Genomic DNA, 23706 nt, shown 5'->3' with positions numbered 1-23706 from the left:
AAAGGCCGGGCCCCGAAGCCATTCCGTTGGATGCTTTGTTGCGCTAAGTATCTTAGACCCATCGGCAAGATCCCCCTCTCCGGCTCATGGGGATTGCGAGATCAGGCCACTGCAGGTGGCGGTGAGCAGGCGGGTGAGTGCGGATGCGAAGTCCAGGTTCCACTCCGGGGGCAGCACCTCCGGCTCCTCGGCGTAGGCATCGGTGAGTTTCTCGGGAGGATTGGCGATCTGCCACAGCGTGGCCGCCAACGAATATGCGGCCAGCAAGATGTCGAAGGCTCCCGAGCGCCCGAGCTCGGGAAGCGCCTGCTCGATCGCGTCGGCGAGCGCGAGCGCGGCAGTGGTACTGGTCCGCTTCACCTCGACGACCCGCTCGACATCCACCTCGTGTTCGAGATGCAGATGGAGATTGGCCAGCAGGTCGCAGAACAAAGGGTCGGCGGCAAGGCCGTTGGCCAGCGCCTCGGCCACCCGCGATTGCGACATCGGACCGGGCTCGCTCAGGCTCGCACGCACCGTGTCCGACCAGCGCACCCAACCTTCGGCGGCAAGATGCAGCAGCACCTCTTTATGAGAGGTGAAGTAGCGGCGCACAGCGGAGTAGTGAATTCCGGCCCGGCCGGCGACCGCGGTCAACGTCACCGATGCGACACCGGTTTCCAGTGCCAGCGAGCGGGCGGCCTCCACGAGCGCCGCCGCACGTTGGCGCTTGTTTTCTTCGGTGCGGGCGCGCCGGAATGTGAGTTGCGCCACTGCCCGAGGATAACGCACATCACGTGATTTGTAAGAGTTTACTTAAGGTTACGCACGTGATATGCGTTACAATCTTGACCCGATGGAAACCCGATGGAAAGGAGTGCGCAGCCTCCCCAACCCCGTCCAGGGCGGCCCCGGTGGGGTGCGGCACCCGTGGCCGGGCGATCTGAAATTGAATTGTTTCCAACAAGCCCAGTAAGAGCGGGTATCGTCCGCCCGTAACGACCACGTCAACCGGTAAGGAGGGGTCCAAGATTTTCAGGGTGCTTTCGCGGACTTGGATTCCACTGGTCATCGTGGTGGTGGTGACCATCGGCGGCTTCACCGTATACCGCGTCCGCGGCTTCTTCGCCTCTGATAAGCGCGAGTCCTATGCCGACAGCAACCTGGAAAGCACTAAGCCTTTCAATCCCAAGCGGCTGGTTTATGAGGTCTTCGGGCCGCCCGGAACGGTCGCAGATATCAGCTATTTCGATGTCAATGGCGACCCGAAACGAGTCGATAATGCACAGCTGCCATGGTCGATCCACATCACGACCAATTTGGCGGCGGTGATGGGAAACCTTGTCGCGCAAGGCGATACGAATAGCATCGGCTGCCGGATCTTGGTGGACGATGTCGTCAAAGCAGAAAGAATCAGCAACGAGGTAAACGCCTATACGTTCTGCTTGGTGAAATCCGCGTGAGTACCAAATTCGCGAACGACGTGGAAACCAACGGCCACCCGGAGAGGCCCCGCGTCGCGCGATTGATCCACGCGTTTTCGATACCCATCATCCTTTTCTGGCTGCTGGTTTGCGTTGCCCTCAGCGTGTTCGTCCCATCGCTGGAACAGGTGGGGCAAACACGTTCGGTGTCGCTGAGCCCCAAGGAGGCTCCCTCGTTCGAGGCCATGAAGCGCATCGGCAAGGTGTTCAAGGAAGGCACCAGCGACAGCATCGGGATGCTCATCCTCGAGGGCAAGGAACCTCTCGGGGAGGAGGCCCACAGGTACTACGACACCCTGATCCGCAAATTGCGGGCCGACCCCAAACACGTACAGAGTGTCCAGGATTTCTGGGGCGATCCCCTCACCGCCGCGGGCGCGCAGAGCAACGACGGCAAGGCCGCCTACGTTCAATTGGCTCTCGGCGGCAACCAGGGTGAAGCGCTAGCCGGTGAATCCGTCGATGCGGTGCGCAAGATCGTCGCCGATACGCCGGCGCCGCCCGGAATCACCGTTTATGTCACCGGGCCGGCAGCACTGGCCGCCGACATGCACACCGCCGGCGACAAATCCATGATCAGGATCACCGCGGTGACAGTGGCCGTGATCTTCGTGATGTTGCTGCTGGTCTACCGGTCGATCATCACGGTGATTCTGCTGCTGCTAACCGTTGGGGTTGAACTGACCGCAGCTCGGGGGGTGGTCGCGCTATTGGGCCAAACCGGGCTGATCGGGTTGTCCACCTTTGCGGTCAGCCTGCTCACTTCGCTCGCCATCGCAGCGGGAACTGACTACGGGATATTTTTCATCGGCCGCTACCAGGAGGCCCGCCAGGCAGGCGAGGAAAAAGAAGCGGCCTTCTACACCATGTACCGCGGGACCGCGCACGTCATCGTCGGTTCTGGCTTGACCATCGCCGGGGCCACCTTCTGCCTCAGATTCGCCCGGATGCCCTACTTCGAGACCCTGGGCATTCCTTGCGCGGCTGGGATGCTGGTCGCGGTGGCCGTCGCGATGACGCTGGGACCCGCGGTTTTGCATCTGGGCAGCCGGATCGGGCTCTTCGATCCCAAGCGACAGCTCAAGACTCGGGGCTGGCGCAGCGTCGGCACCGTGGTGGTTCGCTGGCCGCTGCCGATTCTGGCCGCCACCCTCGCGGTCGCCCTGATCGGCCTGCTCGCACTGCCCGGATACAAGGTCAGCTACAACGACCGGGCGTACCTCCCGGGGTTCATCCCCTCCAACGAGGGATACGCGGCCGCAGATCGCCATTTCTCGCAGGCCCGCATGAAACCCGAGATATTGATGATCGAATCCGATCACGATATGCGAAATCCCGCGGATTTCCTGGTCCTGGACAGGCTGGCCAAAGGAATCTTCCGCGTCCCCGGCATTTCACGGGTGCAGGCGATCACCAGGCCGGACGGAACGACGATGGACCACACGTCGATTCCCTTCCAGATGAGCATGCAGAACGCGGGTCAACTGCAGACCATGCGCTACCAGCGCGACCGCATGGACGACATGCTCAAACAGGCCGACTTGATGAGTCAAACCATCGCGATCCTGCAGCACATGCAGGAGCTGATGCAGCAGATGGCCGACACCACCCACCGCATGGTCGGCGACACCGAACAGATGAAGGAAATCACCGATGAATTACGCGACCACATAGCGGATTTCGAGGATTTCTGGCGCCCGATCCGTAGCTACTTCTACTGGGAAAAGCACTGCTACGACATTCCGATCTGCTGGTCGTTGCGGTCGATATTCGATGCGCTCGACGGAGTGGACCAGATCGCGGAGAAGATAACCGCGCTGTTGGGCGACCTGCGGGTGATGGATGCGCTGGTGCCGCAGATGGTCGCGCAGCTCCCCCCGCAGATCGCAGTCATGACGGAAATGCGGACCCAGATACTGACGATGCACAGCACCATGATGGGCATCTACGACCAAATGGACGAGATGAGCGACAACGCGACCGCCATGGGACACGCGTTCGACGCCGCCAAGAACGACGATTCGTTCTACCTGCCGCCGGAGGTCTTCAAGAACAAGGACTTCCAGCGCGCTATGAATTCGTTCTTGTCATCCGACGGACATGCGGCCCGCTTCATCATCCTGCACCGCGGCGATCCGCAATCGACCGAGGGCATCAACAGCATCGACCAGATACGCACGGCCGCCGAGGAGGCGCTCAAGGGAACTCCGCTGGAAGACTCCAAGATTTATCTGGCCGGCACGGCCGCGGTCTTCCATGACATTTCACAGGGCGCGCAGTGGGACCTGCTGATCGCGGGCATCTCGTCGCTCTGCCTCATTTTCGTCATCATGCTGATCATCACGCGAGCCTTTATCGCCGCCGCGGTGATCGTGGGCACGGTAGCGCTTTCGCTCGGTGCGTCGTTCGGGCTCTCGGTGCTGCTGTGGCAACACATCCTGGAATTCCGGCTGCACTGGCTGGTGCTGGCGATGTCGGTGATCGTGTTGCTGGCCGTGGGATCTGACTACAACCTGCTGTTGGTCTCCCGGTTCAAACAGGAGATAGGCGCGGGATTGAATACCGGCATCATCCGGTCGATGGGCGGGACGGGCAAGGTGGTGACGAACGCGGGCCTCGTATTCGCCTTCACCATGGCGTCCATGGCGGTCAGCGACCTGCGGGTTATCGGTCAGGTCGGTACCACGATCGGGCTGGGCCTGCTGTTCGACACGTTGATCGTGCGCTCCTTCATGACGCCGTCCATCGCCGCGTTGCTGGGCCGCTGGTTCTGGTGGCCGATGCGGGTGCGCAGCCGGCCGCTTAGAACTCCGGCAGCCCCGAAGGAACCCCAACCCGAGGATCGCACGCTGGCCTACAGCGACTGACGTGGGCTGAACCGGACCCCATCCGCCTGGCCGTCGGCTTCGAATACCGGATGTGCAGCAGATACATCCATCGGGCCGGCCGCAGCGCTCAGTAGCGGTAATCGGCAGCGGCGTGGCCGGCCTTACCGCCGCCTACCTGCTGGCCGGACAGGACCGGGTCACCCTGTATGAGGCGGACCATCGGCTGGGCGGGCATGCCCACACGCACCAGGTGGACAACGGTGACGGCGACGTCGTAGCCGTCGACTCGGCGTTCTTGGTGCACAACGACCGGACCTACCCCACGTTGTGCCGATTGTTCGCCGAACTCGGTGTGCCAACCCAGGACTCGGATATGTCGATGTCGGTGCGGGCCGACGACATCGGCCTGGAATACGCCGGCGCGCTGGGCGCCCGTGGGCTGTTCGCCTGCCGGCAGTCGCTGCGGCCGCGCTACCTGCTGATGCTCGGTGAGATCCTGCGGTTCCATCGTGCCGCGTCGGCGCTGCTGCGCGCGGCCGATGGGGGCGCCGACAGCGATCAGGAGACGCTGGAAAGCTTCCTCAACCGGCACCGCTTCTCGTCGTATTTCGTCGACTACTTCATGACGCCGTTGGTGGCCGCGGTGTGGTCGTGTGCGAGTGCGGACGCGCTGCGGTATCCGGCCCGGTACCTGTTCGTGTTCCTCGAACACCACGGCATGCTCACGGTTTTCGGCTCACCGACGTGGCGCACGGTGACGTCGGGCTCGGTCACCTACGTGCGGGCCATCGCAGATCGGCTCGACGAGGTATTGGTTGGGACACCGGTGCATTCGCTGCGACGGGTGCCCGACGGGGTGCTGGTGGGAGCCGGGAACAACCCGCCGCGGTTGTTCGACGCCGCCGTTGTCGCCGTCCACCCCGACCAGGCGCTGCTGCTACTGGACGAGCCGACAACGCGGGAGCGTGCCGTTCTGGGCGCGATCTCCTACTCGACCAATCGCGCCCAGCTGCACACCGACGAGTCGGTGCTGCCCCGCCACCGCGGCGCACGCGCATCGTGGAACTACCTGGTGACACCCGAGCAGGACCACGTGGTGGTCAGCTATGACGTCAGCAGGCTGATGCGCATCGGTGGCAGCCGCCGGTTTCTGGTGACCCTGGGCGGCCATGACCTGGTGGACCCTGACTCGGTGCTGGCCGAGATGACCTACAGCCACCCCTTGTACACACCGGAATCCGTTGCGGCTCAACAGATGCTGCCGTCACTCGACGACGACCGGGTGGTGTTCGCCGGCGCTTACCACGGCTGGGGCTTTCACGAGGACGGCGCGGCGTCCGGACTGCGCGCGGCCCGCCGCCTCGGCGCGGACTGGCCTGTTGCGAGCCGGCAAAAGGTGGTGGTCCCGTGCTGACCCAAGCTCGCACTCCGGCGATCTATCGCACCACCATCAGCCATGCCCGTCAGGTCCCGGTGCACCACGCGTTCGAGTACCGCGGCTACAGCTGGTATGTCGACGTCGACGAGCTGCCGCGGCTGCCCTGGTGGCTGCGAGCGTTCGCGCGGTTCCACGCCGACGACCACTTCGCGCCGGGCTCACACGGCTCGCTGCGCGACCGGCTGGAAGCGTTCTTCGCCGATCGCGATGTGGCCGTGCCCAACGGGCGCATCACCGCGCTGTTGCAGGCCCGCGTCTTGGGCTACGTGTTCAACCCGATCAGCGTGTTCTGGTGCCACGACCGCGACGGCAGCGTGCGCCACGTGATAGCCGAGGTGCACAACACCTACGGCGAGCGCCATGCTTACCTGCTGCCGCCGGCCGATGCGCCCGTATCGGTCAACAAAGAGTTCTACGTCTCGCCCTTCAATCCGGTGGACGGCCATTACCTGGTGTTGGCACCGCAACCCGACCACGACGTCGACATTGCGGTGTCGCTGCACCGCGAGCAGCGACTGGCCTTCACAGCGACCCTGCGCGGGACGCGGCGACCGGCGAGCGTGAAACACGTTGTGCTGATGCAGATCATTGCGCCGCTGGAGCCGTTGCTGGTGGCCACTCGCATTCGGATACAGGGGATCAGATTATGGCTGCGTGGAGTTCCGGTGGTACCGCGATGAGTGTCCAAACTACTTGCACCGCAATTGATTACCAGCGCTGGCCGGCGGTCGCGCAGGTGCCCTCCGGGCCTGTGGCGACGCTGTCGGCGGGCATTGTCGACCGGCTGCTGCGCCGCGCGGCCGCCCGCCTGCCGCTGCGGCTGGTCTACCCCGATGGCATGGTGGTCGGTGCCGCCGACCCGACCCTGCCCACCCTGAGGATTCATCAGCCCGACGCGATGGCCCGGCGGATCGGACGCCACGGCCTGATCGGCTTCGGCGAGTCCTACATGGCCGGCGAATGGTCGTCGACCGAACTCACCGCGGTGCTGACCGTGCTGGCCGAATCGGTGGCCGACCTGGTTCCGCGCGGGCTGCACTGGCTGCGCCCGCTCGCGCCGGCCTTTCAGCCGACGTGGCGAGACCCCAGCCGGGATCAGGCCCGCCGCAACGTCGCCGAGCACTACGACCTGTCGAATGAGTTATTCGCCGAGTTCCTCGACGAGACCATGACCTATTCCAGTGCGCTGTTCACCCAACTGCCGGCATCGTGGTCCGACCTCGCGGCGGCCCAGCATCGCAAGATCGACCGGCTGCTGGACATGGCCGGGGTGCAACGCGGCAGCCGGGTCCTCGAGATCGGCACCGGCTGGGGCGAGTTGTGCATCCGGGCGGCCGCCCGTGGGGCCCACATCCGCTCGGTGACCTTGTCGGTCGAACAGCAGCGGCTGGCGCAGCAGCGGGTCGCTCTTGCGGACCTGTCTCACCTGGTTGAGATCGAGCTGTGCGACTACCGCGATGTGCGGGGCAGCTACGACTGCGTGGTCTCGGTCGAAATGGTGGAGGCGGTCGGATACCGTTCGTGGCCCACGTATTTCGCCGCCTTGGAACAACTCGTGCGGCCCGGTGGACGGGTCGCGATCCAGGCGATCACCATGCCGCACGAGCGGATGCTGGCCACCCGCAACACCCACACCTGGATACAGAAGTACATCTTCCCCGGCGGACTGCTACCGTCCACCGAGGCCATCGTCGGTATCACCGAGCGCCACACCGGGTTGCGCACGGTCGACACGGCCTCGCTGCGACCGCATTACGCCGAAACCCTGCGGCTGTGGCGGCAGCGATTCTTGCAGCGGCGAGATCGATTGGCGCAGTTGGGTTTCGACGAGGTGTTCGGACGCATGTGGGAGCTGTATCTGGCGTACTCGGAGGCCGGATTCCGGTCGGGTTATCTGGACGTCTACCAGTGGACGTTCGAACGGGACGGCACGCCATGACCGAGACCGGCATCTTGGCGGTAACCGGCGCCTCGGCTCTGGCGCTGACGGTGGTGCATTCGGTCACCTTCCTGATCGGCCGAAGGATCGGCCGCTACAACGTCGTCGACACCGCTTGGGGCATCGGGTTTATCGCGGTGGCCGCCGTCGCCGCCGTGATCGGGCATGGGGATCCGGCGCGCCGATGGCTGTTGCTGGCGCTGGTGACCATTTGGGGTTGCCGGCTGAGCTGGCACATGTACCGCAAGAGTGCGGGCAAGGGTGAAGATCCGCGTTACGTCGACCTGCTGCGCGGCGCCTCGGTGGGCCAGGTGGTGCGCAAGGTGTTCGTGTTGCAGGGCTTCTTGACGCTGTTCATCTCCTTCCCGCTGCAGCTGTCCGCGGTCGGCGGGCCGACGCCCAAGCCGTTGTGGCCGGTACTGGGCGTGGGGGTGTGCGTGTGGCTGATCGGCGTCGTCTTCGAAGCGGTAGGCGACCGGCAGCTGCGGAAATTCAAGGCCGACCCCGCCAATCGCGGCGTGATCATGGACCGCGGGCTGTGGGCCTGGACGCGCCATCCCAACTACTTCGGCGACGCCTGTGTCTGGTGGGGGCTCTGGCTGATCACCATCAACGGCTGGGTACCGCTGATTACGGTCGTCTCGCCGTTGTTGATGACGTATTTCCTGGTGGATGTGAGCGGGGCGCGGCTCACCGAGAAGTACATGAAGGGCCGCCCCGGATTTTCCGAATACCAAAATCGGACAGCATATTTCATACCGCGCCCACCCCGATCGGCACGACGGTGAATACCGGCTTATCGGTTTTGGCCCCGGCTGGCGCTAGGCTACCGATCGATGACCGGACCGCCGCAGCTGAGCAGCGACCTGGACGCCTTGCTGCGCCGGGTCGCCCGGGGCGACGCTGCCGCATTCGCGGTGTTCTACGACCAGACGAAAACCCGGGTGTACGGACTGGTGACCAGGGTGTTACGTGATACCGGCTACAGCGAAGAGACCACCCAGGAGATCTACCTCGAGGTGTGGCGAGGCGCGTCGCAATTCGACTCCACCAAGGGCTCGGCGCTGGCCTGGCTGCTGACCATGGCCCACCGGCGCGCCGTCGACCGGGTCCGCAGCGAGCAAGCCGGCAGTCAGCGGGAATCGCGCTATGGCGTGGCCAATGTCGTACCCGACAGTGATGTCGTCGCCGAGTCGGCGATCGCCGGTGACGAGCGGCGCCGGGTGGCTGACTGCCTGCAGGGCCTGACCGATGCCCAACGGGAGTGCGTCGAGCTGGCCTACTACGGCGGACTGACGTATGTCGAGGTGTCGCAGCGGTTGGCCACCAACCTCTCGACCATCAAGTCACGCATCCGCGATGGCCTGCGTGGCCTGCGCAACTGTCTGGACGTGTCATGACCGACCCGACCGACTTCGAACTGCTCGAGCTGGCGGCCCCGTATGCGCTGGACGCCGTATCGGATGAAGAACGAGCCGAGATAGGCCGGCGGGTGGCGGCCGCCTCGCCGCCGATCGCGGCTGCGTTCAACGACGAAGTTCGCGCCGTCCGCGAGACCATGGCCGTGCTCTCGGCCGCAACGCTCGCGGAACCACCAGAACATCTGCGGGCCGAAATCCTGGCCGCCACAGCGGCCGACAAGTCGGCCGCTCAAGGCCAAGCACGTTGGCGCACCGCATTTTTCGCGGCAGCGGCGGCGATCGTGGTGGGTCTGGCCGCCTTCGGTGTCGGGGTCTTCACCCGGCCGGCGCCAACGCCGACGGTCGCCGAGCAGATCCTTGCGGCACCGGATGTGCAAACGGTCTCCCGTCCGCTGGGCGGCGGCACGGCCACGGTGATGTTCTCCCGTGACCGCAATGCCGGAATGCTGGTGATGAACAATGTGCCCCCACCCTCACCCGGCACCGTCTATCAGATGTGGTTGATCGGAGCCGACGGCGCGACGTCGGCCGGCACGATGGGCACCGCGGCGGTGACGCCGTCGACCAAGGCGATGCTGGACAACCTCGGCGGCTCAACGGCATTGGCGTTCACCGTCGAACCCGGCACCGGATCGGTGCAGCCGACCAGTCCGATACTGGCCGAGTTGCCGCTCAAATAACCGGCCTCGCTAGGACCGCTTGAACAAGCCGCCCAGTACGGCGAGCAGCACACCCAGTGCGACCAGCGCCACCCCGGCGAGCAGCGTCACGTTCAGCCACAGATGCAAGCTGCCCTCGGCATGGCCGAACATCGCGTCGGCGATCCGGCGGATGTCACCGGTGGTCCGATTCAGCGCCTCGTTTACATAGCCCCCGCCGGCCTCGATCACGGCCCATCCGGCCGCACCGACCAGTAGCGCGCCGACCCCGAGGCTGGTCATCGCCTTGCCGCGGCGGCGTGCGGCGAGCAGGGTCAGCAGCCCGAAGACGCCGCTGAGTGCGGCCGCCCCGAAACTCACCCAGGGCCCCCACACCGCGAGCCGGTGCAGCTGTCCTTGCCGAATCGATTGCGGCCCGGACGCCCCGGAGACCGCGGTGACCGTCAGAGGGACCTTCAGCGTGTCCGGCACCTTCACGTTGTGGCTGCTCAAGATTTGCCGAAACGAGCTGTCCTTGAGCATCGGGGCGACGTCGACCGCCCATTGCTCACCGTTGGGCAGCGGATCGCTGAACAGCCACCGGTGCGCCGCCCGGTTCACTTGGGCGAACAGCGGCGGGAACGACGAGCTGGCGGTGAAGGCAGTCGCGGCGGCGTGCACCACCGAACCGTCCACGGCATAGCGCCCGCCGCCGTGCTCGGCGATGAGTGCCATGGCCCGGGTGGTGAGTTCTGAGGCCATCGCCGACTGCAGCGCGGTGTCGCCGGCCGCACGCTGGGCCAGCGCGGCGTAGCCGTCCTCGTCGACGATGTTGCGCTGCGCCCACAGCGCAGGAATCGCGATCGCCAGCGCAGCCGTGGCGAGCAGCCAGCACACCGCCGCAAGCAGGAATCGCACGCTTAGAACTTACTGGGCTATCCCCCGCAGGTAGGCCGCCTGGCCGAGGTGTTGCGCACAGTCGTCGATGATGCTGACCAGTCGCGCGCTGGCGGTGACCGGCGGATCCCAGTTGGTGTCCACGACGCGCGCCAGTTCGTCGGCGGTCACGGTGCCCACGTATTCCAGGGTGAGCCCGTGCACGGCGTGGTAGTAGCCGGACAGCAGATCGGCGGGGGCTCGCACCTTAGCCACCTCTTCGGCACCGTGGCCGTAGCCGGTGTCGTTGCGTGGCAGGTCCAGACCGAAGCGATCGACCCAGCCGTCGCGGGTCCACAGCTCCTCGACTCCGGCCAGATGGGCCACCTGGATGTCCTGGACCCGGGCACTGTGCCAGAGCAACCACGCGATGCTGTTGGCGCTCGGAGTCGGCCGGTAGTCGGCGATGTCGTCGGTAAGACCGTCGGTCAGTTCTTCGGCGTGTTCGATCAATCGGGTGAACGCGTCCCGGAGCAGTTCCTGCGCGGCGCGGTCGGTGCTAGCCATACCAGCGACACTACGGACCGCCGTGCCAGACCGCTTCGACGTTGTTGCCATCGGGGTCGCGCACAAATGCGCCGAAGTAGCCCGGGTGGTATTCCGGCCACAGCCGTGGTGCATGCAGCGACTCGGCACCCACGCGCACTGCCGCTTCGTGGAACGCGCGCACCGCGGCCTCGTCGGCGGCTTGAAATGCGATATGGGTCTCTCGATTTGGGCCCATGGTCGAGCCCTCGGCGATCCAGAATGACGGCTTGCCGTCGTGGCCGTAACCGATCGCGACTCCGAAATCCATTTGCCGCGAATAGCCCAGCACGGCCAGCACTGAGTCGTAGAACTCTTGCGATTTCGGATAGTCGGCGCAGTTGATTCCTAGGTGATCGATCACGGTCGTAGATTAGTTGGATGAGCTACGACCTCCTCATCCGCAACGGCACCATCGTGGACGGGCTGGGAGGTGAGCCGTATGTGGGTGACGTTGCGGTACAGGATGGCGTCATAGTCGCAGTGGGGACGGTGAACGGTGCCACCGCCTCGCGTGAGATCGATGCCAGCGGCCTGCTGGTCACCCCGGGCTTCGTCGACCTGCACACCCACTACGACGGCCAGGCCATCTGGTCGGACCGGCTGACGCCGTCGTCGGCGCACGGCGTGACGACAGTGGTGATGGGCAACTGCGGGGTGGGCTTCGCGCCGTGCCGCTCCGAGGACCACGACGTGCTCGTCGACGTGATGGCCGGCGTGGAGGACATTCCCGGTGTCGTCATGACCGATGGCCTGCCGTGGACGTGGGAGACGTTTCCGGAGTATCTGGACGCCCTGGAAGCCGGCCGGCGCGATATCGATGTGGCGGCCTATCTGCCGCACTCTCCGTTGCGGGTGTACGTGATGGGTCAGCGCGGCGCCGACCGCGAGCCGGCCACCGCCGAGGACCTGGCGAAGATGCGGGCGCTGGCCAAGGAAGCGATGGAGATCGGGGCGCTGGGCTTCGCATCGTCGCGACTGACGATCCACAAGACCGAAAGCGGTTCACCGATCCCCAGCTACGACGCGGCGCGGGAAGAGATCGAGGAGATCGCCCGCGGTGTCGTCGACGGCGGCGGCGGGCTACTGCAGTTCGTACCCGACATTCCGGCCGGCGGCTACCAGCCGGTGCTGCAGACGGTGTTCGACGTCGCCGAGGACGTCGGGCTGCCCGTCACCTTCACGTTGGTGGTCGCCAACGCCGGAGACCCGACGTGGCCGGATGCCATCACCATGATCGAAAAGGCGAACGCCGCAGGCGGCGACGTCAGCGCACAGCTGCTGCCGCGTCCGATCGGTCTGATCATCGGGCTGCAGCTCACCGCCAACCCGTTCGTGCTGTATCCGAGCTACCGCGAGATCGCGCACCTGCCGCTGTCCGAACGCGTCGCCGAAATGCGCAAGCCCGAAGTCCGTGCCCGCATTCTGGCCGACAAGCCCGGGCAGGGCCACCCGATCTTGTACGTGGCGCAGATGTGGGACTGGATTTTCCCGCTGGGCGACAACCCCGACTACGAACCCAATCCCTCCGACAGCATCGGAGCACGGGCTCGCGCGCGCGGGGTGAACCCGATGGAGGAGGCCTACGACCGGCTACTCGACGACGACGGCCGCGCGATGCTGTTGGTGGCGACGAGCAACCTGGAGAACAACTCGCTGGACACCGTCGGCAAATTGCTGCATCGCGACGATGTGGTGCTCGGGCTCGGCGACGGCGGCGCCCACTACGGCATGATCTGCGACGCCAGCTACTCCACGTACTTCCTGGCGCACTGGGCCCGCGATCGTGCATCGGGACGGTTCACCGTCAGCGAGGCGGTCCGCGAACTGACGTCGGTGCCGGCGCGCGTCGCCGGCCTGGGCGACCGGGGACGCATCGCCGTCGGCTATAAGGCCGACCTCAACGTCATCGACCACGCCGCGCTGCGCCTGCACAAGCCGGTGATCACCTACGACCTGCCCGCCGGCGGGCGCCGGCTGGACCAGACAGCCGAGGGTTACGTCGCGACCGTGGTGTCGGGTGAAGTGATAGCTGAGAACGGTGTTCCTACTGAGGCTCGCCCTGGCAAACTGGTACGCGGTCGCCAGTCTGCCCCCGTTTGCACCTGATACTGGGGAGTTGCTGAACGCCCTCTCGCGATTATCCCGATATGCCCACGGCAATGATCGCTGCCAGGTAGTTTGAGTAGGTGACAAACCCGCATTTCGCGTGGTTGCCGCCAGAGATCAATTCGGCACTGATGTTCGCCGGTCCCGGGTCGGGACCGCTGCTTGCCGCGGCCGAGGCTTGGAACGGCCTCGCCGCGGATTTGCTGTCGTCAGTGGAGTCGTTCGGCTCCGTGACGGCAGACATGACCAGCGGGTCGTGGCTGGGTCCTGCGTCGCAGGCAATGATGGCCGTCGCGACGCAGTACATGACGTGGCTGAGTGCGGCGGCAGCACAAGCGGAACAAGCGGCTGCACAGGCGACGGCCATCGCCTCCGCGTTCGAAGCGGCGCTGATGGCCACCGTGCAGCCGGCGGTTGTCGCGGCCAACCGCGGGTTGATGCAGGTGTTGGCGGCCACGAACTGGCTGGGCTTCAACACTCCCGCAATCATGGACATCGAGGCCGCATACGAGCAGATGTGGGCGCTGGATGTCGCGGCGATGGCGGCTTATCACTTCGATGCATCGTCGGCGGCGGCACAACTGGCGCCCTGGCAGCAGGTGCTGCGCAACCTCGGCATCGACATCAGCAAAAACGGCTTCAACTTGGGCTTCAACAACACCGGCAGCGGAAACATCGGCAACAACAACATCGGTAACAACAACTGGGGCAGCGGCAACACCGGTAACCGCAATATGGGCAGCGGCAACACCGGCAACTTCAACCTGGGCATGGGCAACCTGGGTAGCGGCAACGTCGGCTTCGGCAATACCGGCAGCTGGGCCCTTGGGTTCGGGCTCACCGGCGACCACGCGGTCGGCTTCGGCGGCTTCAACTCAGGCAGCGGCAATGTCGGCTTCGGAAATTCCGGTACGGGCAATACCGGCCTATTCAATTCCGGCAGCGGCAACACCGGTATCGGCAATTCCGGCTCGCTCAACAATGGTCTGGGAAACTCGGGATCCATCGGCGCGAGCCTGGGCACTGGCAGCGGCATGACCACCGGCTCACTGCATTCCGGAGTGGACGGCAGCAGTGTCAGCCCGGATGCGGGCCTGGCCAACGCCACGGGCGGCCTGGGGACGGCGGCACTGGGCTCAGGTCTACTCAACTCGGCGCTGGCGAATACGGGCAGCCTGCACCCCGGCGTGGCTACCGCCTTGAACTCCGGCATGACCAGCGCTGCCGCGGCCCCGGCCGCGGCACCTGCGGCGGCTGGGCCGGTGAGCGGTCTCGAGTCCTCTCACGCCAACGGCGCTGCTGCTCCCGCCAGTGCAACCGGCGGCTCGGCTGCCAACTCGGGCCTGCGCTCCAGCGCCAGCGGCTACAGCGGTTTCTACAACTCGGGTAGCGGCGACTCGGGTCTACGCAACACCGCCGCACCGCGTGAGGCGGGAATCGCGCCGGGCGGCACCGGCGGCACTACGGGGACCGGCGCCAGCATCCCGAAGTCGAACTTCTTCCCGCCGAGCGAACGTGAGCTCAGCGAGACCGAGGACGGCATCCCATTGCCGATCCGGTCGGACTGACTCGTCCACCTATCCTCGAACCATGGGTGCCAAAAGGGCCAAAAAGGTAGACCTCGAACGCTTGTCCGCGGCAATGCCAAGCTTCCCGTTCGCCTACCTGATCACTGTCGATGACAGCTACCACGCCCACACTGTGACCGTCGAACCTGTGATGCGGGCAGCGATGGTCGACGTGGGCCTTATCGGCGGGCGCACCCGCAACAATCTCGCCCAGCGCAGCGACGTGACACTGGTGTGGCCCCCGCGCGAGCCGGGCGGTTACTCGCTGATCGTCGACGGCACGGCGGAGCTGGTTGATGCCGGCGCTGAGACGGCCCGGCTGGTTGTGGCGCCCACCCGCGCGCTGTTGCACCGCGAGGCCGACTCCCCCGCGGCTGCCAAGGGCTGTCTGCATGACTGCGTGGTGTTTTCGCTACCGGCCTAGCTGCTGCCGCGCCGAGACTGCGGTGGTGCCGCCGAGGCTGCGCTGAGCGCGTGCTCCAGGGTCGTTCGGTGGCAGTTGGGCGCAGTCTCGGCGCAACGAGAAAGCCCGGCCTGCTCAGGGCAGGCCGGGCTTTTTCGTGGTTGGGACCTAGAAGTCCATACCGCCCATGCCGCCGGTGGGGTCGCCCGCAGGAGCGGCCGCCTTCTCCGGCTTGTCGGCAACGACGGCCTCGGTCGTGAGGAACAGGCCCGCGATGGACGCCGCGTTCTGCAGCGCCGAACGAGTCACCTTGACCGGGTCGGCAACGCCGGCCTTGAGCAGGTCCTCGTACTCACCGGTGGCGGCGTTCAGGCCGGTACCGGCGGGCGAGTTGCGGACCTTCTCGGCCACCACACCGGGCTCCAGCCCGGAGTTGAAGGCGATCTGCTTCAGCGGAGCCTCGAGCGCCACCTTGACGATGTTGGCGCCGGTAGCCTCGTCACCGGTGAGGTTCAGCTCGGCCAGCGTCGGAGCCGACTGCAGCAGGGCCACGCCGCCGCCGGCGACGATGCCCTCCTCGACGGCCGCCTTGGCGTTGCGGACTGCGTCCTCGATACGGTGCTTGCGCTCCTTGAGCTCCACCTCGGTGGCAGCTCCGGCCTTGATCACCGCAACACCGCCGGCCAGCTTGGCCAGGCGCTCCTGCAGCTTCTCCCGGTCGTAGTCGGAGTCGCTGTTCTCGATCTCGGCGCGGATCTGGCTCACCCGACCGGCGATGGCGTCGGAGTCACCGGCACCCTCGACGATGGTGGTCTCGTCCTTGGTGATGACCACCTTGCGGGCCTTGCCCAGCAGGGAGATGTCGGCGGTCTCCAGGGACAGGCCGACCTCTTCGCTGATGACCTGACCACCGGTGAGGATGGCCATGTCCTGCAGCATCGCCTTACGGCGGTCACCGAAGCCGGGAGCCTTGACGGCGACCGACTTGAAGGTGCCGCGGATCTTGTTGACGACCAGGGTGCTCAAAGCCTCGCCCTCGACGTCCTCGGCGATGATCAGCAGCGGCTTGCCGCCCTGGATGACCTTCTCCAGCAGCGGCAACAGGTCCTTGACCGTCGACACCTTGGAGGCGACCAACAGGATGTAAGGGTCCTCGAGGACGGCCTCCTGACGCTCGGCGTCGGTGACGAAGTAGCCCGAGATGTAGCCCTTGTCGAACCGCATGCCCTCGGTGAGCTCGAGCTGCAGGCCGAAGGTGTTGGACTCCTCGACGGTGATGACGCCCTCATTGCCGACCTTGTCCATCGCCTCGGCGATCAAGTCGCCGATCGACTGGTCGCCCGCGGAGATGGCCGCGGTGGCCGCGATCTGCTCCTTGGTCTCGACGTCCTTAGCCGACTTGAGCAGGGTCTCGGTGATCTTCTCGACGGCCTTCTCGATGCCGCGCTTGAGACCCAGCGGGTTGGCGCCGGCCGCTACGTTGCGCAGGCCCTCCTTGACCAGCGCCTGGGCCAACACGGTGGCCGTCGTCGTGCCGTCACCGGCGACGTCGTCGGTCTTCTTGGCAACTTCCTTGACCAGCTCGGCGCCGATCTTCTCGTACGGGTCCTCCAGCTCGATCTCCTTGGCGATGGACACACCATCGTTGGTGATCGTGGGAGCGCCCCACTTCTTCTCCAGGACGACGTTGCGGCCCTTGGGGCCCAACGTCACCTTTACCGCGTCGGCGAGGGCATTCAGGCCCCGCTCGAGGCCGCGACGGGCCTCTTCGTCGTACGCAATTGTCTTGGCCATTGCGAAGTGATTCCTCCGGATTGGGAATGAAACGGGTCACCGGGTGAGGGCCACCCCGTTACTTACGCTGGCCGGGCGCAGTGCCCGCGACGGACGGCACAGCTTCTTGGAGCTGGGCCTCACCGTCCCGACCTAGCACTCGCCTGTCACGAGTGCCAACGTCATTCTTAGCACTCGCCTATGCCGAGTGCAAGGTCGCTTCGTGGCTATCTGAACGCGGGCAGACTTGAGGCATGTCCCTCGTCGTACCGCCCTATCCGAAAGCTCGCTACACCAAAGCCGAACCCGAAGTCAGCGCCTGGCTCAAGCGCGCGGACGAACCGCCGGATTACCAGACCTCTGCCAACAAGTACCACTACCTTGCCACCCAGCAGGCCACCGACGGTGACTACGGCCTGTACCAGGTCGACATCGCACCTGCCGGGGGCGGTCCGGGACCCCACTTTCACCGCGCCATGTCGGAGGCGTTTTTCGTGTTGTCGGGGAGGATGCAGCTGTACAACGGCGCAGATTGGGTCGACGGTCGTCAGGGCGACTTCCTCTATGTCCCGCCTGGCGGGATCCACGGTTTCCGCAACGAGGCGGACGAGCCGGCGTCGATTCTGATGCTGTTCGCCCCCGGCGCACCGCGCGAGGCCTATTTCGAGGGATTCACCGAGTTGGCGGACATGACCGACGACGAACGACGCGAGTGGTTCGTCCGTCACGACAACCACTGGGTGACCTAAATCTGCCGTGCGCCCGAAACCGCAGTCATGGATGCTCTATGACCGTGACGATGCCGCCCCGCACGTTCTGGGTCAGGCGTATCCGTACGTCACCCACCGCCGGCGCGTGAGCCGCCACGCCGTCGTGCAGCTCGATGGCCAAGTGCTCGGCGAAGATCCGCCGATCCCGAAATGCCACCAACCACAGCTTGAGCGATTTCGACTCGATGGCGTGGGTTAAAGCGGTATAGGAAATCTCGGCCTGGTAGACATCGGGCTGAATGCCGGCCACCGCCGGGCACAATGCCTGCAACTCGGCCGTGTGAAAAGTAACCCGCACAGGCTTATGCACCGGGAAGAATTCCAGGCGCACCGGGGCGTCGGGGTCGACGGCCTGCCCGAGGCTCGTTACAGGTGGCGGCCCGTCGCTCACCCCACCCATCTGGTCCATCGGTCCACCATAAGCGCCGCGGCTGGCGACTTCACTGATTCGAAGAACCGCCTGTTCGGCAACCCTGAAAACATGGAAAAGCCGGCGGTCATCCTGCTCAGCGGGGGTCTGGACTCAACAACGCTGCTGGCCATCGCCAAGCACGAGGGATACACGCCGTACGCGCTTTCGTTTCGCTATGGCCAGCGCCATGCGGTCGAGCTAGACGCCGCGCGGCGCGTCGCACAAGCCCAGGGCGTCGCACGCCACGTCGTTGCCGACATAGATCTGCGTGTCTTCGGCGGATCGGCCCTGACCGCCGACCTCGATGTACCCAAGCACGCCAGTGTCGAGGAATTGACCGCGGACATCCCGTCGACCTACGTGCCGGCCCGCAACACGATCTTTTTGTCATTCGCGCTTGCCTACGCCGAGACCGTCGGTGCGCAGGACGTCTTCATCGGCGTGAACGCGCTGGACTATTCGGGATATCCAGATTGCCGTCCCGAGTACATCGCCGCATTCCAGGAACTGGCGCGGCTGGCCACCAAAGCCGCGATAACCGACGCTGCCCTGACAATTCACACACCGCTGATCCATATGACGAAGGCCCAGATCATCAGCACCGGGCTGAAGTTGGCTGTCGACTACGGCTGCACGTCGTCGTGCTACGACCCCGACGACGCCGGAAAACCCTGCAGACACTGCGATTCCTGCCTGTTGCGGGCCAAGGGCTTCGCCGACGCCGGCGCCGTGGATCCGCTGCTGGATCGCGTGGCATGACATGGGCTACACGGTCAAGGAAATCTTCTACACGCTGCAGGGCGAGGGTTTTCACACCGGCCGTCCCGCAGTCTTCTGCAGGTTCGCCAGCTGCAACCTGTGGACCGGCCGTGAAGCGGACCGCAAGCGCGCGATCTGCAAGTTCTGCGACACCGACTTCGTCGGGATCGACGGGCCCGGCGGCGGACGTTTCGCAAGTGCTGAAAACCTCGCGTCGGCCATTGCCCAGGCCTGGTCGGAGACGGGCCGCGAGCACCGGATGGTGGTGTGCACGGGCGGCGAACCGCTACTGCAAGTCGATACGGCCTTGGTGGCCGCGCTGCACGCTGAAGGCTTCTACATCGCCATCGAAACCAACGGGACACGGTTGCCACCGCCCGGCATCGACTGGATCTGCGTCAGCCCGAAGATCGGCGCGCCGCTATCCGTGACGTCAGGCGATGAGCTGAAATTGGTTTACCCCCAAGACGGCGGAGACCCCGAGCAGTTCGAGCAGCTGGATTTCGGATCGTTTCGCCTGTCGCCGATGGACGGGTCCGCATTGCGCGAAAACACCGCCGCCGCAGTCGAATTCTGTCTAAGGCGCCCGCGGTGGCGACTAAGCCTGCAAACCCACAAGTATCTGGAGATTCCGTGACCGCAGCAGTGGAGATCATCCGGGAGTTCACCTTCGAAGCCGCTCACCGGCTGCCGAACCTGCCCGGTACTCACAAATGTTCGCGGCTGCACGGTCACTCCTACCGCTTTTCGGTACACGTCAGTGGCCCGGTGGATGCGGCGAGCGGTTGGGTGATGGATTTCGCGGCGATCAAGGATGCCTGCAAACCCGTGCTTTCCCGCCTGGATCACTACTACCTCAACGACATCCCGGGACTGGAGAACCCCACCAGCGAGCGGCTCGCGGAATGGATTTGGCACGAACTGGAGCACTCGCTGCCGATGATTGCGGCGGTAACCGTCCGTGAGACGTGCACGAGCTGCTGCGTTTACCGTGGGCCACATGGCGGGGACTCGGGGGTTGAACTGGCGTGGCGATAATGACCAGGTGCAATCAGTCTTGCGGTCAGTCGACGAACATCAGCGTGCCGTCAGGGAGATGATCGGCGCCCGTGCGCCGGTCACGGTTTCGCTGACGGAGGCACAAGGGCTGGCCCTGGCCGATGACGTGGTGGCGCCACTGTCGCTGCCGGTTTTCGACAACTCGGCGATGGACGGGTATGCGGTACGCGCCGAAGACGTCGCAGGCGCCACCGCCGAACACCCGGTGGTGCTGCCGGTTGCCGAGGACATTCCGGCCGGCCGCACCGATGTGTTGGCACTGCAACCCGGCACCGTCCATCGGATCATGACCGGGGCGCCGGTGCCGTCCGGGGCGACGGCCGTGGTACCGGTCGAAGCCACCGACGGCGGCGCGGAGACCGTGACGATCCGGCAGCCCTCCAACCCCGGCCAGCACATCCGCCGCGCGGGTGAAGACGTCAACGCCGGGACCACCGTGCTGCGCAAGGGCCAGCTGGTGACGCCCGCGGTGCTCGGGCTCGCGTCGGCGCTGGGATTGGCGGAGCTGACGGCAATCCCGCGACAGCGGGTGCTGGTGATCTCTACCGGAACGGAGTTGGTGGCACCGGGCAGCCCACTACTGCCGGGGCAGATCTATGAATCCAACTCGATCATGCTGGCCGCCGCCGTGCGCGAGGCCGGAGCAGTGGTGGTCGCCACCCCGACCGCCGGCGACGACGTCGCACAGTTCAGCTCGGTTCTCGACCGGTATGCGGCCGAGGCCGACCTGATCATCACCAGCGGCGGAGTGAGCGCCGGCGCTTACGAGGTTGTCAAGGACGCCTTCGGGCGCAGTGGCGATCAAGGAGTGGAGTTCGTCAAGGTGGCGATGCAGCCCGGCATGCCGCAGGGCATCGGACGCGTGGCCGGCACGCCGATCATCACCCTGCCCGGAAATCCCGTCAGCGCGCTGGTCTCCTTCGAGGTCTTCATCCGGCCCGCGCTGCGCCTGGCGATGGGCCTGCCCGATCCGCAACGGCCGCACCAGACCGCGGTGCTCACCGAGGCGTTGACGTCGCCGCGGGGCAAGCGACAATTCCGGCGCGCGGTTCTGGATCATGACAGCGGCACGGTCATCAGTTTCGGCCCGCCGGCGTCGCATCATCTGCGTTGGCTGGCGTCGGCCAACGCGCTGCTGGACATCCCGGAGGACGTCGCAGAAGTGGCCGCCGGAACCGAGCTGCAGGTCTGGGACCTGACCTAACGGCTAGCAACCTCGCGGTGGAATTCGTCGGCCGCATCGAAAGCGGTGGTGCACAGGATGGCGATCCCGGCGATGGAGATGGTCACCGGAATGGTGACCAGCGCCGCCGGCAATCCGAAGTATCCCGAGAGCCGGCCGATCAGTGGCGGGCCCAGCAGATAGCCCACCCAACCCGTTGCGGCGACGATGGCAATCGCGGAGCCCGCGCTGCTGGCCGAATACGCCGCGCTGAACGCGGTAGGCACCAGCAGGGCCACCCCGGCTCCCAAGCAGGCGAATCCGATCACGCTGATCACCGGGTGGGCGGTCGCCAGCATCACGCTCATACCCACCACGGCCAGCAGGGCAAGAGCGGGCAGCAGCCGGCGGCTGGAAACCCGCGCATGAAGGCGTATCGCGCCCAACCGGGTGACGACCATCGTCAGGGTGTAGGCCGCATAGCTCAGCGCGGAGACGCCTGCACCGGCGCCGACGACGTTGTGCAGGTAGTTGGCCGACCAGTCGGTGGCAGCGCCCTCGCACAGGAAGGACGCGAACGAGACCGCCGCCAGGATCGCCACGGTTCTGGTCAGCCACGCCCGCTTGGGCTGGCCGGCGGCTGGCGCGGGCTCTGCCGCCTGGTCGGCAACCAGGTGTCGAGTGAGCACCTCCACGACAACCAGCACGACGACCCCCACGACCGCCAGTTGAGGGGTAAGGCCGATGCCCACACTCACGCACGCTGCACCGATCATGGCGCCCAGCAGCGCGCCGACGCTCCACATCCCGTGAAAGCGCGCCATGATCGGGGCACGCGCCAGCCGCTCGACCGTCGCGGCCTGGGTGTTCATCGCGACGTCCATTGCGCCCTGGAAAAAGCCCCACACCGCCAGCACCGCGAACAGCCACGCCCCAGAGGCCGCCAGCCCTACCGTCGAACCGGCCGCCGTGTAGCCGACGAGGGTGACCTGAACCAGCCGGTGGCTACCCCACCGCGGCAGCGCCCAGTGGCTGAGCACGGTGGCCAACACCGAGCCCAGCGGCGCGCCGAAGAGCGCAGTGCCCAACGCCGCGTCGGACAGGCCCAGCTCGGCCTTGACATGCGGGATGTGGGCGGCCCACGACGAAAACACCACAGCGTGGGCGATAAATGCAGCGGTTACGCCGATTTTTGCGCGGCGCAGCCGTGTCGCCGAACAGCTATCACCATGCCTGTGCGTCGAAATTCTTTACACCTCTCCAGCGAGTCCACACCTACGACAGTAGGCGCTTCCGCCCTGCACACGTGCGTTTTTGGCCGTAAGCAGGACAAAAAATTTTACATTTGACGAATTAATCTGCATTTCTTTGTCCACTGTAAAATGGCTTTATATTTAGCCTGCTGAATATCACCATTAGGTAACGTTCGGCATCAATTCGGGGCGAGTTATTACCACCTCAATATGATCCATTCAACTTCTGTGCGGTCCGAATCGAAATATGAGGAAAGCAAATGTCTTATGTGGTAGTGACGCCCCAACTATTGACCGTGGCGGCAACGGATTTGGCCGGCATCGGCTCCTCGCTCAGCCAGGCCGGCGCGGTGGCGGCGACCCCGACGAGCTCGGTTGTCGCCGCAGCCGCCGATGAGATCTCGGGGCAAATCGCCGCGCTGTTCGGCGCGCACGGTCAGGCGTTCCAGGCGGCCAGCGCGCAGGCGACGGCCTGGCATGACCACTTCGTGCGAACCCTGACCAGCGGCGCAGGCGCATATGCCAGCGCAGAGGCGGCAGCAGCGTCGCCATTGCAGCCCATCCTGGACCTGGTGAACGCACCCACCCAGGCCCTGCTGGGGCGCCCGTTGATCGGGAACGGGACCAGCGGCGCAGCGGGGACCGGCGCCAACGGCGGCGACGGCGGGATATTGATCGGCAACGGCGGCGCCGGTGGATCCGGTGCCGTCGGCCCCACCGGTGGAGCTGGTGGCCGAGGCGGGGCGGCCGGACTGTTGCTCGGTACGGCCGGCGCCGGTGGCGCCGGAGGCACCGGGGCCGCCGGGGCTGGTGGGGTCGGCGGTCAAGGCGGGGCCGGCGGGTTGTTCAGTGTCGGCGGGGCCGGCGGCACCGGCGGAATAAGCCTCACCGGCGCCGGTGGGAACGGTGGCGCCGGCGGCGTCGGCTTGTTCGGCGCCGGCGGCGCCGGCGGGACCGGCGGGCTCAGCGGCGCCACTTCCGGTGGCGCCGGAGGGGCCGGCGGATCCAGCCTCTTGTTCGGTAACGGCGGCGCCGGCGGGATCGGCGGTGGGGGACAAATCTTCGGCGGGGTCGGCGGACATGGCGGCAACGCGGGCGCTTTCTACGGCGACGGCGGCGTCGGCGGCGCCGGCGGCGCCGGCGGCGTTACCCCCGCCGCTGCCGGCGGGGCCGGGGGCACCGACGGCAACGGCGGTCTCTGCTACGGCAATGGCGGCGCCGGGGGCGCCGCCATTGCCGTAGCAGAGACC

The 23706-nt window shown here is 65.9% G+C and carries 24 protein-coding genes; 17 read left to right on the top strand and 7 right to left on the bottom strand.

The genetic code is table 11. The annotated features are described in order from the left end of the window. Nucleotides 1–84 precede the first annotated feature (84 nt). Nucleotides 85–771: a TetR/AcrR family transcriptional regulator gene (locus AWC27_RS07195; RefSeq protein ID WP_083113155.1), complete on the bottom strand. Its 687-nt coding sequence runs from the start codon at nt 769–771 to the stop codon at nt 85–87. Between the two features lie 248 nt (nt 772–1019). On the opposite strand from AWC27_RS07195, the gene AWC27_RS07190 reads away from it, so the two are divergent. The 8 genes from AWC27_RS07190 to AWC27_RS07155 all read left to right on the top strand — a co-directional run bounded on the left by AWC27_RS07190 (nt 1020) and on the right by AWC27_RS07155 (nt 9769). Beyond that, complete coding sequence (locus AWC27_RS07190; protein ID WP_083113156.1) at nt 1020–1442, top strand: MmpS family transport accessory protein; 423 nt, start codon at nt 1020–1022, stop codon at nt 1440–1442. Next, nucleotides 1439–4330, top strand: coding sequence for an MMPL/RND family transporter (locus AWC27_RS07185; protein WP_085669859.1), 2892 nt, complete (start codon nt 1439–1441; stop codon nt 4328–4330). The genes AWC27_RS07190 and AWC27_RS07185 overlap by 4 nt, the downstream gene beginning before the upstream one ends. A gap of 61 nt (nt 4331–4391) precedes the next feature. Beyond that, nucleotides 4392–5705, top strand: coding sequence for an NAD(P)/FAD-dependent oxidoreductase (locus AWC27_RS07180; protein ID WP_085670056.1), 1314 nt, complete (start codon nt 4392–4394; stop codon nt 5703–5705). Beyond that, nucleotides 5699–6409 (top strand): DUF1365 domain-containing protein, encoded by a 711-nt coding sequence (locus AWC27_RS07175; RefSeq protein ID WP_085669858.1) that lies wholly within the window; start codon nt 5699–5701, stop codon nt 6407–6409. Before AWC27_RS07180 ends, AWC27_RS07175 begins: the two co-directional genes overlap by 7 nt. Further along, on the top strand, nt 6406–7668 hold the full coding sequence (locus AWC27_RS07170; protein WP_245846914.1) for a class I SAM-dependent methyltransferase: 1263 nt from the start codon (nt 6406–6408) through the stop codon (nt 7666–7668). Before AWC27_RS07175 ends, AWC27_RS07170 begins: the two co-directional genes overlap by 4 nt. Beyond that, nucleotides 7665–8456 carry a DUF1295 domain-containing protein gene (locus AWC27_RS07165; RefSeq protein WP_083113160.1) on the top strand — a complete coding sequence of 264 codons (792 nt, stop codon included), beginning with the start codon at nt 7665–7667 and terminating at the stop codon, nt 8454–8456. The genes AWC27_RS07170 and AWC27_RS07165 overlap by 4 nt, the downstream gene beginning before the upstream one ends. A 48-nt stretch (nt 8457–8504) precedes the next feature. Further along, nucleotides 8505–9068: a sigma-70 family RNA polymerase sigma factor gene (locus AWC27_RS07160; protein ID WP_085669857.1), complete on the top strand. Its 564-nt coding sequence runs from the start codon at nt 8505–8507 to the stop codon at nt 9066–9068. Then, entirely contained in the window at nt 9065–9769 is a 705-nt protein-coding gene (locus AWC27_RS07155; protein ID WP_083113162.1) for an anti-sigma factor, read from the top strand. Before AWC27_RS07160 ends, AWC27_RS07155 begins: the two co-directional genes overlap by 4 nt. Nucleotides 9770–9778: 9 nt before the next feature. On the opposite strand, the gene AWC27_RS07150 is transcribed toward AWC27_RS07155, so the two are convergent. The 3 genes from AWC27_RS07150 to AWC27_RS07140 are packed head-to-tail and all read right to left on the bottom strand — an operon-like array spanning nt 9779 to nt 11552. Next, nucleotides 9779–10645, bottom strand: a complete 867-nt coding sequence (locus AWC27_RS07150; protein ID WP_085669856.1) for a hypothetical protein — start codon at nt 10643–10645, stop codon at nt 9779–9781. A gap of 9 nt (nt 10646–10654) precedes the next feature. Continuing rightward, nucleotides 10655–11170: a mycothiol transferase gene (locus AWC27_RS07145; RefSeq protein WP_083113164.1), complete on the bottom strand. Its 516-nt coding sequence runs from the start codon at nt 11168–11170 to the stop codon at nt 10655–10657. Nucleotides 11171–11180: 10 nt separating this feature from the next. Continuing rightward, complete coding sequence (locus AWC27_RS07140) at nt 11181–11552, bottom strand: VOC family protein (protein ID WP_083113165.1); 372 nt, start codon at nt 11550–11552, stop codon at nt 11181–11183. A 17-nt stretch (nt 11553–11569) separates the two neighbouring features. Between AWC27_RS07140 and AWC27_RS07135 the strand changes: the two genes are divergently transcribed. From AWC27_RS07135 to AWC27_RS07125, 3 genes are all read left to right on the top strand, one after another. Beyond that, on the top strand, nt 11570–13297 hold the full coding sequence (locus AWC27_RS07135) for an N-acyl-D-amino-acid deacylase family protein (RefSeq protein ID WP_085669855.1): 1728 nt from the start codon (nt 11570–11572) through the stop codon (nt 13295–13297). A gap of 80 nt (nt 13298–13377) precedes the next feature. Further along, complete coding sequence (locus AWC27_RS07130; RefSeq protein ID WP_085669854.1) at nt 13378–14865, top strand: PPE family protein; 1488 nt, start codon at nt 13378–13380, stop codon at nt 14863–14865. Nucleotides 14866–14887: 22 nt separating this feature from the next. Continuing rightward, nucleotides 14888–15289 carry a hypothetical protein gene (locus AWC27_RS07125; protein ID WP_085669853.1) on the top strand — a complete coding sequence of 134 codons (402 nt, stop codon included), beginning with the start codon at nt 14888–14890 and terminating at the stop codon, nt 15287–15289. A 147-nt stretch (nt 15290–15436) separates the two neighbouring features. On the opposite strand, the gene groL is transcribed toward AWC27_RS07125, so the two are convergent. Beyond that, entirely contained in the window at nt 15437–17062 is a 1626-nt protein-coding gene (gene groL, locus AWC27_RS07120) for a chaperonin GroEL (protein WP_085669852.1), read from the bottom strand. Nucleotides 17063–17295: 233 nt separating this feature from the next. Here groL and AWC27_RS07115 point away from each other — a divergent pair, with 233 nt between their 5' ends. After that, nucleotides 17296–17790 (top strand): cupin domain-containing protein, encoded by a 495-nt coding sequence (locus AWC27_RS07115; RefSeq protein ID WP_085669851.1) that lies wholly within the window; start codon nt 17296–17298, stop codon nt 17788–17790. 25 nt (nt 17791–17815) lie between these two features. Here the strand turns inward: AWC27_RS07115 and AWC27_RS07110 are convergent, their stop codons facing one another. Beyond that, nucleotides 17816–18220, bottom strand: a complete 405-nt coding sequence (locus tag AWC27_RS07110; protein ID WP_085669850.1) for a hypothetical protein — start codon at nt 18218–18220, stop codon at nt 17816–17818. Nucleotides 18221–18292: 72 nt separating this feature from the next. On the opposite strand from AWC27_RS07110, the gene queC reads away from it, so the two are divergent. Genes queC through moeA form a run of 4 tightly spaced genes read left to right on the top strand, consistent with a single transcriptional unit; the run spans nt 18293 to nt 21245 of the window. After that, nucleotides 18293–18982 carry a 7-cyano-7-deazaguanine synthase QueC gene (gene queC, locus AWC27_RS07105; RefSeq protein ID WP_085669849.1) on the top strand — a complete coding sequence of 230 codons (690 nt, stop codon included), beginning with the start codon at nt 18293–18295 and terminating at the stop codon, nt 18980–18982. A gap of 1 nt (nt 18983) precedes the next feature. Beyond that, the gene (gene queE / locus AWC27_RS07100) at nt 18984–19619 is read left to right on the top strand and encodes a 7-carboxy-7-deazaguanine synthase (RefSeq protein WP_085669848.1); all 636 of its coding nucleotides are present in this window, start codon (nt 18984–18986) and stop codon (nt 19617–19619) included. Next, nucleotides 19616–20020, top strand: coding sequence for a 6-carboxytetrahydropterin synthase QueD (gene queD / locus AWC27_RS07095; protein ID WP_211281581.1), 405 nt, complete (start codon nt 19616–19618; stop codon nt 20018–20020). Before queE ends, queD begins: the two co-directional genes overlap by 4 nt. 19 nt (nt 20021–20039) lie before the next feature. Further along, complete coding sequence (moeA, locus tag AWC27_RS07090) at nt 20040–21245, top strand: molybdopterin molybdotransferase MoeA (RefSeq protein WP_085670054.1); 1206 nt, start codon at nt 20040–20042, stop codon at nt 21243–21245. On the opposite strand, the gene AWC27_RS07085 is transcribed toward moeA, so the two are convergent. Then, a complete protein-coding gene (locus tag AWC27_RS07085; protein WP_085669847.1) occupies nt 21242–22408 on the bottom strand; it encodes an MFS transporter in 1167 nt (388 codons plus the stop codon). The two genes, moeA and AWC27_RS07085, sit on opposite strands and share 4 nt — an antisense overlap. A 308-nt stretch (nt 22409–22716) precedes the next feature. On the opposite strand from AWC27_RS07085, the gene AWC27_RS07080 reads away from it, so the two are divergent. Next, nucleotides 22717–23706, top strand: a 990-nt coding sequence (locus AWC27_RS07080) for a PE family protein (RefSeq protein ID WP_139836818.1), incomplete at its 3' end; no start/stop codon positions are given.

The sequence above is a fragment of the Mycobacterium szulgai genome (genome assembly GCF_002116635.1).
Classification (GTDB): domain Bacteria; phylum Actinomycetota; class Actinomycetes; order Mycobacteriales; family Mycobacteriaceae; genus Mycobacterium; species Mycobacterium szulgai.
This window is presented reverse-complemented; position numbering and strand designations above follow the sequence as displayed.